Annotated in this window: 13 protein-coding genes; 3 read left to right on the top strand and 10 right to left on the bottom strand. The window is 37.7% G+C overall.

The annotated features are described in order from the left end of the window. Window positions 1–2: 2 nt before the first annotated feature. The 4 genes from ODZ84_RS14270 to ODZ84_RS14255 form a co-directional block, all read right to left on the bottom strand. A complete protein-coding gene (locus ODZ84_RS14270; RefSeq protein ID WP_266173041.1) occupies window positions 3–1,319 on the bottom strand; it encodes a 2TM domain-containing protein in 1,317 nt (438 codons plus the stop codon). Window positions 1,320–1,458: 139 nt separating this feature from the next. After that, window positions 1,459–2,112: a hypothetical protein gene (locus ODZ84_RS14265; protein ID WP_266173040.1), complete on the bottom strand. Its 654-nt coding sequence runs from the start codon at window positions 2,110–2,112 to the stop codon at window positions 1,459–1,461. A gap of 94 nt (window positions 2,113–2,206) precedes the next feature. Continuing rightward, window positions 2,207–4,456, bottom strand: a complete 2,250-nt coding sequence (locus ODZ84_RS14260) for a TonB-dependent receptor (protein ID WP_266173039.1) — start codon at window positions 4,454–4,456, stop codon at window positions 2,207–2,209. 228 nt (window positions 4,457–4,684) lie between these two features. Beyond that, window positions 4,685–5,587: an AraC family transcriptional regulator gene (locus ODZ84_RS14255; RefSeq protein ID WP_266173038.1), complete on the bottom strand. Its 903-nt coding sequence runs from the start codon at window positions 5,585–5,587 to the stop codon at window positions 4,685–4,687. A 144-nt stretch (window positions 5,588–5,731) separates the two neighbouring features. Here ODZ84_RS14255 and ODZ84_RS14250 point away from each other — a divergent pair, with 144 nt between their 5' ends. Then, window positions 5,732–6,235: a superoxide dismutase family protein gene (locus ODZ84_RS14250; protein ID WP_266173037.1), complete on the top strand. Its 504-nt coding sequence runs from the start codon at window positions 5,732–5,734 to the stop codon at window positions 6,233–6,235. 85 nt (window positions 6,236–6,320) lie between these two features. On the opposite strand, the gene ODZ84_RS14245 is transcribed toward ODZ84_RS14250, so the two are convergent. Beyond that, window positions 6,321–8,360 carry a carboxy terminal-processing peptidase gene (locus ODZ84_RS14245; RefSeq protein ID WP_323136722.1) on the bottom strand — a complete coding sequence of 680 codons (2,040 nt, stop codon included), beginning with the start codon at window positions 8,358–8,360 and terminating at the stop codon, window positions 6,321–6,323. A gap of 433 nt (window positions 8,361–8,793) precedes the next feature. Here ODZ84_RS14245 and surE point away from each other — a divergent pair, with 433 nt between their 5' ends. After that, entirely contained in the window at window positions 8,794–9,564 is a 771-nt protein-coding gene (gene surE, locus ODZ84_RS14240; protein ID WP_266173036.1) for a 5'/3'-nucleotidase SurE, read from the top strand. 141 nt (window positions 9,565–9,705) lie between these two features. Here the strand turns inward: surE and ODZ84_RS14235 are convergent, their stop codons facing one another. The 3 genes from ODZ84_RS14235 to ODZ84_RS14225 are packed head-to-tail and all read right to left on the bottom strand — an operon-like array spanning window position 9,706 to window position 12,104. After that, entirely contained in the window at window positions 9,706–11,109 is a 1,404-nt protein-coding gene (locus tag ODZ84_RS14235) for a radical SAM protein (protein ID WP_266173035.1), read from the bottom strand. 9 nt (window positions 11,110–11,118) lie between these two features. Further along, on the bottom strand, window positions 11,119–11,355 hold the full coding sequence (locus tag ODZ84_RS14230; protein WP_266173034.1) for a hypothetical protein: 237 nt from the start codon (window positions 11,353–11,355) through the stop codon (window positions 11,119–11,121). Next, window positions 11,352–12,104: a prolipoprotein diacylglyceryl transferase gene (locus ODZ84_RS14225; RefSeq protein ID WP_266173033.1), complete on the bottom strand. Its 753-nt coding sequence runs from the start codon at window positions 12,102–12,104 to the stop codon at window positions 11,352–11,354. The genes ODZ84_RS14230 and ODZ84_RS14225 overlap by 4 nt, the downstream gene beginning before the upstream one ends. A 72-nt stretch (window positions 12,105–12,176) precedes the next feature. On the opposite strand from ODZ84_RS14225, the gene ODZ84_RS14220 reads away from it, so the two are divergent. Continuing rightward, window positions 12,177–13,217, top strand: a complete 1,041-nt coding sequence (locus ODZ84_RS14220; RefSeq protein WP_266173032.1) for a GMP reductase — start codon at window positions 12,177–12,179, stop codon at window positions 13,215–13,217. Window positions 13,218–13,386: 169 nt separating this feature from the next. Here ODZ84_RS14220 and fabG read toward each other — a convergent pair whose 3' ends face one another. Both fabG and ODZ84_RS14210 read right to left on the bottom strand, forming a co-directional pair. After that, a complete protein-coding gene (gene fabG / locus ODZ84_RS14215) occupies window positions 13,387–14,133 on the bottom strand; it encodes a 3-oxoacyl-[acyl-carrier-protein] reductase (protein ID WP_266173031.1) in 747 nt (248 codons plus the stop codon). A gap of 173 nt (window positions 14,134–14,306) precedes the next feature. Further along, complete coding sequence (locus ODZ84_RS14210) at window positions 14,307–15,806, bottom strand: WG repeat-containing protein (protein ID WP_266173030.1); 1,500 nt, start codon at window positions 15,804–15,806, stop codon at window positions 14,307–14,309.

Here is a 15,806-nt window from a genome sequence, read left to right as displayed (position 1 = left end):
ATTTATGGTTTGTTGTTCCTTTCTAAGATCTCACGAATTTTCTTTTCCTCCCAGTTTTTTCCAATGGCAAAAACACTCATTCCATGAGCGATAAGGCCTATTCCCCATCCCAGCATCGGAAAATAAAACCAGATCTGTTTAGGATTTGTCAGGAGGTTGATGATGATTAAAGCCGGAATGATGATGCAGTACGAGATAAGATTTCCGTAAAAACTTTTTATTTCCTGTACTCTCTTTTTTGCTCTTTCATACGCTTTATCTTTTTTATCAATCTTACTATTGACAACGTTTTGTTTAGCCGGTAATACCGGAAGTTTTACTTTAAAATAATCCTCCGATTTTTCAATAAAAACATTTCGTCTGGTAAGCAGTGAATACCGCTGAACGATATTCGAAAGCCCGATCCCTGAGCTTTCTTTCATCTGTTCCCTGACCTGCAGGTTATTCTCAATACATAGGGTATCATGTTCAGAAAATATTCTGATCCTTAAAGGTTTTGCAGAAGTGGCGAAATTGTGTTTGATGCAGTTTTCCAAAAGCAGCTGCAAAGACAACGGGACGACAAACCTGCGGAAGTCTTCCTTTTCAACATCGAACATAAAATCTACACTGTCTTCAAATCTGGTTTTCAGTAAGTCACAGTAGGTCTTGGCAAATTCTATTTCATCCTCCACCGTTACCAGTTCTTTATCTTTCTGTTCCAGAACATATCTGTAAATCTTTGACATTGAGGCGGTAAACTTTTGAGCCTGTCTGGGGTTCTCATCAATCAATGAGCTTAAAACATTTAAAGAATTAAAGAGAAAATGAGGATCGAGCTGGTTTTTTAAGCTTTCAAACTGGGCATTGGCCGATTTCGCAATTAATTTCTGCTCGACAACCTCTTTTTTTGAAGTTTTTTTAAGCTCTTCCATAAAGCCCTTTGCATGAAGGAAAGTCGAAATGAGCAAAGCGATATTAATGGTAAACCAGTTGATAAAATTATATCTTCCCGAAAAATATTCATGAGTGTTTGCGGTTTTCTGTACAACCACAAAATTTATATAATTACAGAAATACACCAGGATCGTATTGGCAACAAGAATAGAAATGATACTTATAACCGTTCTTTTCGTCGTCGCTTCGGACCATGGAAATTTCTTATTGAGAAAATCGTTGATCAGACCGTTTCCCGCTCCCAGAAGAAATGAATACATTGCAGAGACCAGCAAGGTCTGCATAAAGTTTTGAACCGTCAGCTCATCTGTAAAAAAGAAAAAGAAAAACAGCGAAGTAGCCACTGTGATCCACAGTAAGGTGATAAGATTTTTACGTTTCATAAATAAATTTCCTGGTTCAAAATTAGTCGATATTATAAGTATTAAAAATTATTTTTCTCCGAATGGTATTTTTCCGTGACCGAACTGCACAAAAAAGCCTTCCGTTACATGGGAAGGCGTTATATGGATGTCCGGATGACTATTTCTTAGCAGTCTGTCCTGCAAAATATTCAGCTTCTGCTCTTCCCCAGTTCGGATCTAAAGCAGACTTTGGTTTGTACGTCTTGAACTTCTCTAAAGCCTGCTTAAACAGTTCAATGCCTTTAGCCTCACTTCCTCCGTACTGTTTTGGTGTAAAATACATATCTTCAGCTTCAATCAGGGCAATTCTCGGATTATTGGGATCCAGTTTTTTAGCCTCATTCATCGCTTCGGTAGCTTTAACTCCGTCTGTCGCATACCGCACCTGTGGATTTTCCATCATACTCAATGAATAGGCCATTTTTCTCAGCAGCTGAACCTCAGCATTATTTGTTCCTCCAAGCTTTCCTACATTGTCAAGATATTTTCTGGCTGCTCCGGCATATGCCAGCAATTCATCTTTTTTACCTGCGGTCATCTGGGCTCTTCCTTTCTGAATATACGCATAAGCAGCATAGTAAAAAGGAAGCCACTGGTTTCCTTCCTTCACCCCGATCCTGTTAAACTCCTGCCCCAAAGTTTCAAATTCTTCAGGTGTTTTAGCTTTTTCAATATGGATTATTTTTTCAGCCATTACCTTTTCGTAAGTGTTCTGAGCAAAAGCCGTTAAGCTCACAAGAGCGAAAGCAAAACTTAAGAGATATTTCTTCATTTTATTTCTATTTTTAAGGTTAGTTATATTTTATTCAAAGATATGTATTTAATCTTTACCATTAAATGCTGAAAAGTTCAGATTATTTAGATTTTTATAAATTATTATTAATGGCATCCTGTGTTTTATCAACTCCGAAACTGATGAAGGCTCCCACAAAAATAAAGCTATTGACAGGGGGAACAACAGCCGATCTTCTTCCACTGTCATTAGCCGGAAAATTATAGCCATACACATTTTTGGATCCCAGTACATTGGAAATACTCAATACAAAAATCGTAAAGGCCTTTGCATCTTTTTTACCCAGATTAGGCAAATAATTAAAGCTGATATTCAATGCGTTGTAATCTTTCAGTTTTCCTTCATGTCTGATATAATAGGCAGAATTTCCGTTACTATTCTCCGCAGCAATATCATAGTACGGACGTCCTTTTGCATAAGTATAAGAGAGATTGACTCCCGTTTTCCATTTCGGAATGAATTTTTTGGCGACGGCTGAAAGTGTATGTTCGGAAGCAAAATTAGGCCTTAAGCTTACCGGATAATTCATAAAATCTCTTTTAGAATCCAGAAAAGAATAACTGATCCAGTAGTCGATATTGTCAAATGTTTTTTTGTCTCTCCAAAACAGCTCAAGGCCTTTTGCGTATCCATAGCCACCGTTATTATCTGCGGTTTGGACATATTGGTTCTGACCGTCTTTGAAATCCAGGTTTTTCACTTTTAGCAGCTGGTCATATTGTTTATAAAAAGCTTCGAACCTCAGACTTCTTCCTTCGGTAGTCCGCTGAACCTGGAAAATATAATGCTGGGATTTCTGAAAATCTAAAATTGCCGGCCCATTGATATATCTGCTTTCCGGATTCTGGTAGAAAAGGCCGTATGCGAATGAGGTTGTCCAGTTTGCTGCCAATCGGTACGCTAAAGCCAGACGTGGAGCGATATTACTTTTTTCAAGAAAAGAAGAATGCTCTGCCCTCACTCCTATTTTAGCAGAAAGGTGATTGCTGAAGCCCAGATCTGTTTCTGCAAATGCAGAAGAAATGAGGTCTTTATAATTTTTACTGATCGCTTCTCCGTAATTCAGTTTTTCGCCGGTACTGTTCAGTTCAATACCTGCCCTCAGCGCACTGATCTTATTTATTTTTCTTTCTAAAACGGTTTTAAAGTTGACGTAATTTCCATCCGTTAATATTCCCGTATTTTCAGATTCTACGGTATTATTTTCCGTGGAAAAATCAAGATCTGATCTGTTGAATGAATAGGAAGCTCCGGCATTCAGGAGATATTTCCCGAATTTTTGCTTAAATGATAAGTTATGATATGTATTTTTACCTTTTAACCTTATTAAATTAAATTCATGATCGTTTTCGAGGCTTTCGGTTTTCACTCCCATTCTATTGGAATCGTACATTCCGTAATATTTGAAAAAGCCTCCGGTTTTTGTTTTGAATCTGAAGTTAAAATCGGCATTCATCCCTTGGGGAGCTTCTGTAAAATCGGTGTTGAAATTTAAAGCTTCCTGCATTAATTTTAAATTTGAATATGCTAAAGTAGCTCCATAAGAATAATTTTTCTGATCACTCAGCTTCTGAAACCCCGCATTCAAAAATATCGGTGACACTCCGAAATCATACGAGCTCTGATCCGGAAGATCGACGCTTTCCAGCATGAGCGCGCCGGAGAGCGCCTGCCCATATAGTGCGGAATACCCTCCGCTTGAGAAAACATTTCCTTTAAAAAGAGAAGTGTTGAAACGGTCTCTTCCGGCAATTCCGGGAACAGAGCTGGAAAAGTAATTGTTGATCAGACTTCCGTCCATGAAGATTTTAGATTCAGTTCCAGTACCGCCACGGACAAAAAGGCCTTCCGTTTCGCCTACTTTCTGTACTCCGGGAAGATAAGTAAGCGCTGAGGAAATCTGCCCATCGGCACCTGCCGTTGTGTAAATATCAATAGGCGTGAGCAAGGCTGTTGCTCTTTTCTTATCACTGGCTTCAATGGATCCGGCAGAAACGACGACGGCATCGATTTCACTGATCTGTTCCTTTAATTCAGCAGTAAGTATAAGAGTTTCACCGTTAATAACAACTGACTTTTCAGTTTCTTCATATTTCGGATGTGAAAATACCAGGATATGATTTCCTTTTTCAGAGGTTTCAAAAGAGAAATTCCCGTTGGAGTCTGTTGTCGCTCCATCATAAGTATCCTTTAAAGTAATACTTACTTCATTTATTCCCTTATTTCTGAACATAACCTTTCCCGTGATCTTCACCTGAGAATATCCCAGAATAAAGCTTAAAAAAGCAAACAGAAACCATACTTTTTGTAATCGTATTTTCATTGTCATTAATTTCGAATCAAAAGTAAGATGAATTTCTGCCGCTTTTAAATTTTTATGGCTGAGTCGTAGAATTTGAATCCCGAACGGTAATTTTAATTTTTTGTTCCGGTAAACGGAACGATTTATACGGTTTCTGCTCGTCCATTTCCAAATACCATGTATCCAGGAAAATGCTTTGTTGCCATTTTAAACCCCTTCTTCTTTAGTGAATTGGAAATGTTTGACGGACTAACTGACAGGAATACAGAAATCCACCACCATTTTTCCTTCCGGATGTTCTTTAAAATTGGTGTGATAAATTTCAAAGGGAAAAGCTTTTCTCACGGAGTATCTGTTTTCATTCATCCATAAAAAAAGAGATACCCAGCATTGCTCAAAATCAGCCAGCGTGAACTCTCCGCTACCGATAATGAATTTTCCGCTGCCAACAGTTTCAGAAAAAACTTCACCCTCCTGCTTTTGCAGTTTTGCATCCAGAAGCATACAGGCATGAATCCGCACTTTATCCGGAGGGGTAACTTTAAAACTGTCATGATACACAGATATCATTTTTACATTCTCCTTTGGAAATAATTTTTTCCCTTTCGCCCAATTCATCAAAATATTGTAAGAAGGTTCCACATTGGCAATGCCAAGACTCATTACCGCAGCAAGATTCATTTCCGGCAGAGTCGTTACTTTAATCTTTAAATTCATTTCAGTCCAGTTTAACAGGTTTTCTATAGTGCAAATGTATTGTTGAAAAACCGTATCCACTTGTCCGTTCTTGCTTTGTTTTAATTGAATTTTGTGAAATTTTTCGGGAGCCAAATTTCTGAATTCGGATGGGGATCTTCCATAATGCTTTTTAAAAGTTTTATGAAAGGCAGAATGACTGGAAAAACCAGCCAGAAGGTAAATATCTTTTATAGTCAGGTCCTTTTTTACCGCAAGATAAAAGGCACTTTTTTCAATTCTTTTTCTAATGATGTATTGCTGAATTGTTTCTTGGGTAATCAGCCTGAAGATTCTGTGAAAATGAAATGGTGAGTAAGCGGCTATTTCTGAAACTTTTTCCAGAGTAAGTTCCGTATCAATATGATGATCAATATACTCTATCGCCTTCACCATTCTTTTTTTATAATCTTTCAATACTGTTGTTTTGCACAAAGGTATTAACAACCGGTTATAAAGGTTTGTCTTTTATTGCTATTTCTAAAAAAAGAGCCGAAATCATAAAGAGGTTTGAAAAATGTTGTTTAAATTTATCGTACAATCACTTTAAATCATTTAAAAATGAAAGTACAAACATTAGCACTACTGGCAGGATGTGCATTATTTGCCGTTTCCTGTGGAACGACAAAAACGTATTCTGTACTCGCAAAAAGCAACACTCAGACAGGAGGAACGGCAAAATTTATGCAGAAAGGAGATGACGTCATCATGAAACTTGATGTTACCAATCTTACTCCGGGAATTCATGCCGTGCATATTCATGAAAAAGGAGACTGCTCTGCGGCGGACGGAACCTCAACGGGAGGACACTGGAATCCTGCAAAGGACGATCACGGAAAATGGGGTGCCGAGCATTTCCATATGGGAGATATCGGAAATCTGACAGCAGATCAGAGCGGAAATGCCACTTTAACCTTCAAAACCGATAAATGGTGTCTTGGCTGTGCCGATGAGTCTAAAAATATCATCGGAAAAGGAATTATTGTGCATGCTGCCGCTGACGATTTCCATACCCAGCCTACCGGAAATGCGGGTGGAAGAGTTGGATGTGTAGAAATAAAATAGACAGATTATTAAATAAAAATACCGCTAATTTTCGTTAGCGGTATTTTTTATATTTATGATTTTACATTCATATCAGCAATGATGTTCATGGCTTCCTGAAGGTACAGATCTTTTTAAGATTCTTAACCCAGATTTCAGATTTCTTTTTGAAAGCTTCATCTTTTTTCTCTCTTTCCACCTCATTAGGATACATAGTAAACTGAAGACCATTTTCAGATTTCGTCAGCGATTTGAATTTTTCTATCTGAGATTTTCTCTGTTTCATTAACTCGTTGAATTTGTTAATATTCAGAGTAATGGTTTCTTCCTTGTCCAATTTTTCTCTCCATTGCGCAGACTCCAGAAGTAATTGATACTTGGCATTTTTAGCCATTCTGTCATTGCTCGCCTTTTCAAGAGCTTGTACATTGAAATAATTCAGTTTCTTGAAGTTGGTACTTGGAATTTTATCCCAGGCCAGGGCAAAATCATCATATCTTTCTCCAATTTCAGCATACGTAAAGAAATCTTTCATCTGAATATGAGAAACGATACCCTTTCTCTGTGTAGATTCTCCGGTAATTCTGTAAAATTTCTGAATCGTCAGCTTTAATGATCCAAAGTCATCTTCTGTATTTAAAAATCTGTTTAGATCGACAAATGTCTGAACGGTTCCTTTTCCGAAAGACTGTGGAGACCCGATAATCATCGCTCTTCCGTAGTCCTGCATTACCCCTGCGAGAATTTCAGAAGCCGAAGCCGAAAGCTCGTTCTGCATAATAACCAGTGGACCTGTCCAAACCGGCGTTTCATTTTTATTCTTCAGGGTCTGGATCTTTCCGTTTCCGTCTTTTACCTGGACATAAGGTCCTGCTTCCATAAAAAGTCCCATGATATCACCTACTTCGGTAAGAGAACCTCCACCGTTGTTTCTAAGGTCTAAAATAATTCCTTCAATATTCTGAGCTTTTAACTTAATGATCTCATTTTTGATGTCATCAGAAGCATTTCTTCCCTTAGCATCTTCAAAATCAGCATTAAAGCTCGGAAGGTTAATGAATCCGTATTTCTTCCCATTCGGAGAATTGACGATGATACTTCTGGCAAATGTATCTTCGATGGCCACCTCTTCACGGATCATAGTTACATCTTTCGTTGTTCCGTCTTTTTTCTGAACCGTTAAAGTTACCGGAGTACCTTTTTCTCCCCGGATCAGACGTACCGCTTCGTCAGAAAGCATCCCTACGACATTTACAGCATCTTCTTTAGGTTTTGATCTTACTTTTAAGATCTTATCTCCTTCAGAAAGCTGCTTGGATTTCCATGCAGGAGCCCCAATCGTAAGGGCACCCAGATAAAGATTTCCTTTTTTCTCCTGAATCAGCGCACCGATACCAATGACCTTTCCAACAAACTGAGTGTCAAAGTCTTCTTTATCTTTAGGAGAATAATAGTTGGTGTGGGGATCAAAAACTTCAGTATAAGAATTCATGTACACCGTAAACCAGTCCATTTTTTTTCTCTTCTTGAATCTTGTGAAAGTTTCTTTTACCAGATCCTTTACCTCATCGGTAGCCTTCACTCTTTTCTGTTCAGGGGTAAGGATTTTAAGTGTAATGGTATCTTTTAAATTAAACTTCTGAACAGAGTCTTTTTTCTCTTTCTGAGCTTCTTCTTTGCTATTCATAGACTCAATTTCCTGAAGAATATTATATTTGATGAATTTCTTCCACTCATTATACTGCTCCTGCTTATTGGCAGGAACTTTCTTCAGCTTAGGCTCAAGCGTTAAAGTTTCATCCTCTTCAAGATTAATGGGCTTGCTGAAAATGTCCTGAGTGATTTTATCGATTTCGTCTACCCTTTGATAAAGCCTGTCGATCGTAAGTTTATAAAAGGTAAGATCTCCGATGTTCAGGTAATCATCAAGTTTGGTCTCATGCTTGCCGAATTCATCCATATCCGACTGCAGGAAATATCTTTTGGCAGGATCCACCATCTCGAAATAATGCTTATACACATCTTTAGAATATGCATCATTGATCGGTTTCGGACTGTAATGTAAATAGGAAAGGGTATTTTTTACGCTCACCATTATCGTCTGCATCTTTTCATCATCATTTTTAGGCGAATTGAAACAAAACATTAGACTTGTTAATGGAATCAGGAGTAAAAATTTATTTAGCTTAAAATTTTTCCACATAAATCTGTAATGTAATTTTATTAATTTTAAAAAGTATCTTAATTAGTAGTAAATTTTAATTTACTGTTACAAACTATCAAATTTAATACCTTATTTATAAATATCAATTAGTTTTAAGAGTTTTTATTGCTGTAATAGGCGAATTTATTTTTTCTTTATTAATGGTAATAAAAATCTTAAAAAACAAATTGATAACTGTCATGCTTATTCGGCGGATGATCATCCTGATTTTATGATAAAAAAACAATGGTAAAAAGATTATCAGATACAATATTCTGTAAAAATGATAAATAAGCATTAAAGGATTCAGATTGTATTCACAGTAAAGATTTTAAAGAAATTCAATTAGTATATTTGTTAAAATTAAAAATTCTATATGGAAAGACCACTTATTTTGGTTACTAATGATGACGGAATCACAGCACCTGGTATCAGAAATCTTATCAGTTTCATGAACGAAATCGGAGAAGTAGTTGTTGTAGCTCCAAATTCTCCCCAAAGCGGTAAAGGCCATGCCATTACTATCAATTCTACGCTTAGTTACGAAGAAGTGCAGCTGGAAGGTCCACAGAGAGATTTTTCGTGCAGCGGAACTCCTGTTGACTGTGTGAAGATGGCTCTTGATAAAATTCTCCCGAGAAGACCGGACATCGTCGTTTCAGGGATTAATCACGGAGCTAACTCTTCCATTAATGTTATCTATTCCGGGACGATGTCTGCCGCGGTGGAAGCCGGTGTAGAAAATCTTCCTGCCATCGGGTTTTCATTATTGGATTTCAGCTGGGAAGCAGATTTTACGCAGGCCAAAGAGCATATCCAGAATATCGTCAGAAGAACACTGGAAAATCCAATGCCAAAGGGTATTGTTCTGAATGTAAATATCCCGAAACTTTCTAAAGCAGAGATAAAGGGAATCAAAGTCTGCAAACAGGCTAAGGCAAAATGGGAAGAAAGTTTTGACGAAAGGGTAAATCCTCACGGCAAAAAATATTATTGGCTGACAGGCTATTTCAACAATATGGATGAATCTCCGGATGCAGATGAAACTGCTTTGGCCAATGGCTATATCTCAATCGTTCCGGTAAAGTTCGACTTGACAGCCTACGAATACATGGCAACACTGGAAAAAGTAATGAATTTCGATTAGGTCAGAAATCAGACCTTCTATTACCTGAAGATTCATGAAAAGTTCTGCTCAAACTCTGAGGAAACTGTATCCGAGAAGCTGGCTTATTTGAAAATAAATTAAAGGGTGTAAAGTTTAAATTTTACACCCTTTTTAGGCTTTTTAAAACAAAATCTTATCTTCTTTTCGTAATTCTTCCAGGTATTTAATTTTATCATCCCGGTAAAAGAGGTTCATGGTTTCGAAAGGAATCAGCTTTAAGTCTTTATTGACGATATGAACACATGATTTCTTTACAGCACGTACATCAAAATCATGAGCGTCCATAAAATTCATAATGATGATCCTGAAAAGATTATCGTAATCTAAATTGGGTGCAGAAACTTCGGGAAGACAGCACAATAACTGATTGACTTTAGGCTGTACTTTATCTACAGAGATACCTGTACTGAAAATATCCAGAAGCTGCATCTGTAGGCCGGTGTCCTGCTCGTATACGATGGTATTCCGGGTTTCATTATTCAGCAGATCAGCAGGATTGATATAACGCGTTAACGGAATAATTTCTCCTTCCAGCTTCAGGATATATCCCATAGCCAGAGCGTCAGGATTACAGGGCACCGGAATAATATCGTCCGAATTTAAAAGAGGAAACTGATTTAAAATTTCCTGTCGTACTTCTGTTAATGTAATTTTTTCATGTGAGGAATCTTCCCTGTTTCTACCGGCAATTTCTACCGGCTGAAAAGTGATCCCTCGAACGCATTTCTGTTTTAAGGCAAACTCAATGATTTTACCTATTTCATCAATATTTTTACCTTGCTGAAGAACGATGACAAGAGTGGTTGAAAGATTTAAGGCATTTAATTTTTCCAGGGCTTTCATTCTGACATCAGTAAGATCCTTTCCTCTGAAATCCGTTAAAACTTCAGGTTTAAATGAGTCAAACTGCAGATAAATCTCAAATTCCGGAGCATATGCAGCCAATTTTTCGGCGAATCCCGGATCATTGGCGATCCGTATACCATTGGTATTCAGCATCAGGTGTTTAATAGGTTTGGATTTTGCGATATCCATTATCTTAAAAAATTCAGGATGGATGGTTGGTTCGCCACCACTGATCTGTACCACATCCGGCTCTCCTTCATTTTTGACAATGATATCAAACATGGCTTCTATCTCTTCCAGGCTCCTGTGGCTTCCGTAGTGAGGTGATGACATGGCATAGCAGGTCGGACAGGTCAGATTACACCGGTCTGTCACTTCCACGATAGAGAGACAGCTATGCTGCTCATGATCTACACATAATCCACAGTCATAAGGACAGCCGTATTCTACCTCCGTCCCGAAATGTAAAGGCATTTCAGAGGCTTTGTTGTAATTTCTGATGTTTTTATAATAATGGACATCCGATGCGATCTTTGTTTTAAAAAAGCCATGATCGGGACATCTCTTCGTCATAAAAACAGCTTCATCCTCTATAATAATCTTGGCGCCTACCCTTTTCAGGCATTCTGGACACAGGCTGATGGTATAATCGTAATACGTATAGTTTCTTACTGGCATCTCTTTATTTTATAACCCTCCCCCGCAAATATATCCGCTGATCAGACCACAGATCAGCAGACAGATAATCATGGTTTGTATAAACTGTTTTCTCGAAAATTTTTTACCGTCCTTCCATTCATAAATTAATTTTATAAATAAGGTGACGACAGCCGAAATGAATAAGGCACCAAACAGCATGATCAGAATGATCATTACAACCAGCCCTCCAAGATCTCCAACTTCCAAAAGTGTTAAAAGTTTCATGACTTAATATTTATGATGATAAGGGTATTTTGAATTTTATAAATGTAATAAATAATTACACAAATACATACGATCTGGATCGTTCCGAGATTTCCGGCAATTTCCACTCTCGGTTTTATAAAATCCAGGAAGAACCGGAACGTGAAATAAGTCAGCATAAAGATCTGAAAGATAAAGCCTGAAGGATATTTTTCTTTCTGCTGAATATATTTTAAACCGATCCAGAGCAGAATTAAAAATACAATTTCGTATAACGCCACAGGATGTCTCAGATACTGGTCACCCAGGTACATTCCAAAAACAGAATCTGTTGGAAGACCATATGTTTCTTCATCAATTCCGGTAAGAAAACATCCTATCCGTCCGATTATCATCGCCAGTATCAATGGAAAAACAATTAAATCTCCGGTACTCTCCTTATGACCGACGATTCTCTTTGCCAGCTCCACGCCAGACAATCCAAACGCCAGACCTCCGACAATCGTATTATTGGACCAGATTTTTTTTAAATCAAAATGTTCAAAAACATGATACGGATTTTCCAGGTTTCCAATGAGTTTCGAACCGAATAAAGCTCCTGCCGTAGCACCTATCAATACAGCTGCGGAAGTATTAAACGATAATTTTTCTGCTGATTTTCTTTTTAAATAAAAATAATACCGCATACCGATGAACATCCCCAGTGCTTCAAACAGAGGATGTGCAAGAATGGTTTTACCAAAAAGATGAAATGTTACAGGAAAATCCATCGTCTCAAAAATAAGATATTTAATATTATTTACTATTTTTATTCTGTAAACAATTTAAAATAATTTACCCAAATGAGAATAGAAAATGATGTAAAACTGGGGTTCAAGGATGTGATGTTCCGTCCGAAACGTTCAACCCTGAAATCCCGTTCTGAAGTTAATCTGGAAAGAGAATTTACTTTTAAACATACTCAAAAGAAATGGGAAGGCACTCCGATTATTGCGGCCAATATGGATACCGTGGGAACTTTTGAAATGGCGGTGGAGCTGGCCAAAGATAAAATTATCACGGCAGTCCATAAGCATTATTCTGTAGAAGAATGGAGTACATTTCTAAACAGTCAGCCGGAAAGTATCCATCAATATATTGCTTTAAGCACGGGAACAGGGAAATCTGATGAAGAAAAAATTAAAGCTATCATCGACAGACATCCGAAGATCGAGTTTTTATGTATAGATGTTGCCAATGGTTATTCTGAGCATTTTGTGGAATTCGTGAAAAAAGCCAGGGCTGATTTTCCGGATAAGATCATCATTGCCGGAAATGTGGTCACCGGGGAAATGGTAGAAGAGCTTCTGTTGGTAGGCGCAGATATTATAAAAGTCGGGATCGGGCCGGGTTCTGTCTGTACCACCCGGGTAAAAACAGGGGTTGGCTATCCGCAACTTTCTGCGATCATAGAATGTTCTGATGCTGCTCATGGACTGGGAGGTCATATTATTGCAGACGGAGGCTGTAAAGTTCCCGGAGATGTTGCCAAAGCTTTCGGCGGCGGCGCCGATTTTGTGATGCTGGGCGGAATGTTTGCCGGCCATGATGAAAGCGGCGGCGAAATTATTGAAGAAAACGGTAAAAAATACAGGTCATTTTACGGTATGAGCTCGAAAACAGCAATGGATAAACATTCCGGAGGAGTGGCAGAATACAGAGCCTCAGAAGGGAAAACCGTTAAGGTGCCATATAAAGGTCCGGTGTCGGAGACGGTAAAGGATATTTTGGGCGGTGTTCGCTCCACCTGCACCTATGTGGGTGCTTCAAAATTAAAAGAACTGTCAAAAAGGACGACCTTTATCAGAGTTCAGGAACAGGAAAATCAGATTTTTAAAGATTAAGTAATGTAAGAGTCCCATCTACATGGTTTATGGAGATGATCTCTCGTCAAAGTCTTAAGATTTTGAATGTTTAACACCGGAGATTCCTTGGAAAGTTATTCCATTGAAAGAAAAAACAATAAAAAATCCGTCTACAAGTAGACGGATTTTGGTTATAATGTAAGCTTAATTAAGGCATCAGCATTCCTCCGTCAACATTTAATGTCTGGCCGGTAATATATGATGACATGTCGCTGCCGAAAAATACACAGGCATTGGCAATATCTTCAGGTCTTCCTCCTCTTTTCAACGGAATCCCGTCTCTCCATCCCTGTACTGTTTTTTCATCCAGAACAGCCGTCATCTCAGTTTCAATGAATCCCGGCGCCACCGCGTTGCAACGGATATTTCTGGAACCTAATTCAAGGGCTACCGATTTTGTAAATCCGATAACTCCGGCCTTAGAGGCAGCATAGTTGGCCTGCCCGGCATTTCCTTTCAATCCCACTACAGAAGTCATATTGATAATAGATCCTGATTTTGCCTTCATCATCGGCTTAATCACAGCCTTTGTAAGGTTAAATACAGAATCTAAATTTACTTTCATAATCGTATCCCAATCATCTTTAGACATTCTTAATAAGAGATTATCTCTCGTAATTCCTGCATTATTCACCAAGATATCGATTTTGCCGAATTCTGCCATTACTTCTTCAATGAGTTGTTGAGCTGCATCGTAGTCTGATGCATCAGATTGGTAACCTTTAATTTGAGTTACAGAACTTAAAGTTGCTTCTAATTCTTTCGCTTTGTCTACAGAACCGGCATAGGTGAATGCTACTTTTGCCCCCTGCTGTGCAAAAACTTCAGCGATTCCTCTTCCGATTCCTCTTGTAGCTCCCGTTATTAGCGCTACTTTTCCTTCTAATAGTTTCATATGTATGACAATTATTTTCTTTATAACTAATTAGCTTTTTGAAAGTTGGCTAATTTAGTCTATTTAATTTTGATCTAAAATTAATGGTCGCAAAGATATTATAAAATGTTATTCAAAGCATTTTAAATCATCATTTTAGTAAAATTTTAATAATGTTTTTTGTTATATGGAATTTATTGTGAATCTTTTTCATTAACGGAATCGGTAAAGTAAAGATAATCGGTAGTTTTATCTTTATAGAGTTTTATTCCTTGCTTGTCAGTAGTGTACTTATCAAAGATCACCTCTTTAAGCGGCTCATTCTGGTAATTGGTAACCCCGTATTTACCTCCTTTTTGTACTACAATTTCATTGTCAGAAAGAAAAGTGATAATATCATCATAGATGAACGGAAGTATTTCTTCCCCATTTTCGCCGATCATTCCGTAAAAACCTAAATTATTTTTGCAGATCATCGCAGGAAATATGGTTTTGGGATAGTAAAAAACCCCGTTCTCCTTTATAGAAGTTACATTCTTTAACTCCTTATAACTTTTATCGGTAACCGTATATCTGTAGTAGATATTCTCTTTCCGGAGAATCAGGCTGTTCGGAAAAATTCTTTCGATCTGATAGCCCGGTTTCAAAACATTTTTTAAATCTTTATCTAAAAAACGCTGTTGGTTTTCTTTAATCAGATATATAAAATCTTCTCCCGAGATTTTTATTCCTTCAATATTATCGTATTCTTTTGGTATTACTACTTCGCCGTTTACCCGGATGACTGCCATTTTAGGGTTTTTAAGGGTCTTCTGTGTAGTAAACAAATTACCGAATAAGGATTTTACATAACCGAATTCGGTAGGGAAAACTTCTTTAGCCTCCTTAGAAAAGATACTTACTTTTTCGCTTTTGATCAGGTAAATATATCTTGTTCCCAGAAAGACTTCATCATATATTTCTTCAGCAATGCGGTTTTCATCGGCATCAATAATCCCGTATTTACCCTTTTTATTTTTGGTGATGAGATAGGGATACGCCCCGATATTGTCAATATTATTGTCGTGAATTGTATTCAGAACCACGCCGTTATTATCAATAATCTCTCCTTTTCTGCCTCCGGAACTTATGTAGGCTCTGTTCTTATAAAAGTACAGGTTTTCATCGAATCTTCTGTCGGAAACAGGCTTTCCGTTAGCATCATAAATATACCATCCTCCCTCCTTTTTCACGAAAAACCTATTTTGTCCTGCAAATTTTATCTTGTCAGAAAATGGAATAATTTCTTTTCCATTAAAATCATAGACAGATTCTTTTCCTTCTTTGGAGGAAATGATCCGTTCATTAATACTCCAGGATGCATCCAGTTTTTGAATGTCGAGGGGAATCAGCTGTTTTCCTTTTTCGTCAATTAAAGCCGTTTTTATCTTTGAATCCGCTTCTTTAACCCTTAGCATGAACCTGTTTTTGAGCAGATGAATGATCTCGTTCTTTCCTGCCGGTGCCAAAGTAACTGCTCCTGAAGAATCAACAATTCCGGATCCTTCGGTTTCGGGATCGACAATGACTCCGTATCCGTTAGCATAAGACCGAACTTCTTTTCCAAGCTTTCTGGATAAAAGTATCTGAGTGTACTGATCGGTCTGCTGTGCCATACAAATCGACGAAATCAGTACAAAAAATAGTTTTTTCAA

The organism is Chryseobacterium fluminis, assembly GCF_026314945.1.
Taxonomy (GTDB): domain Bacteria; phylum Bacteroidota; class Bacteroidia; order Flavobacteriales; family Weeksellaceae; genus Chryseobacterium; species Chryseobacterium fluminis.
Note: the sequence above shows the minus strand (reverse complement) of the source record. Positions and strands in the feature narration are given on the sequence as shown.

Coding starts and splice junctions, on each gene's coding strand:
- ODZ84_RS14270 (WP_266173041.1), bottom strand. CDS start 1,319: ATGAAACGTAAAAATCTTATCACCTTACTGTGGATCACAGTGGCTACT.
- ODZ84_RS14265 (WP_266173040.1), bottom strand. CDS start 2,112: ATGAAGAAATATCTCTTAAGTTTTGCTTTCGCTCTTGTGAGCTTAACG.
- ODZ84_RS14260 (WP_266173039.1), bottom strand. CDS start 4,456: ATGAAAATACGATTACAAAAAGTATGGTTTCTGTTTGCTTTTTTAAGC.
- ODZ84_RS14250 (WP_266173037.1), top strand. CDS start 5,732: ATGAAAGTACAAACATTAGCACTACTGGCAGGATGTGCATTATTTGCC.
- ODZ84_RS14245 (WP_323136722.1), bottom strand. CDS start 8,360: ATGTTTTGTTTCAATTCGCCTAAAAATGATGATGAAAAGATGCAGACG.
- surE (WP_266173036.1), top strand. CDS start 8,794: ATGGAAAGACCACTTATTTTGGTTACTAATGATGACGGAATCACAGCA.
- ODZ84_RS14235 (WP_266173035.1), bottom strand. CDS start 11,109: ATGCCAGTAAGAAACTATACGTATTACGATTATACCATCAGCCTGTGT.
- ODZ84_RS14230 (WP_266173034.1), bottom strand. CDS start 11,355: ATGAAACTTTTAACACTTTTGGAAGTTGGAGATCTTGGAGGGCTGGTT.
- ODZ84_RS14225 (WP_266173033.1), bottom strand. CDS start 12,104: ATGGATTTTCCTGTAACATTTCATCTTTTTGGTAAAACCATTCTTGCA.
- ODZ84_RS14220 (WP_266173032.1), top strand. CDS start 12,177: ATGAGAATAGAAAATGATGTAAAACTGGGGTTCAAGGATGTGATGTTC.
- fabG (WP_266173031.1), bottom strand. CDS start 14,133: ATGAAACTATTAGAAGGAAAAGTAGCGCTAATAACGGGAGCTACAAGA.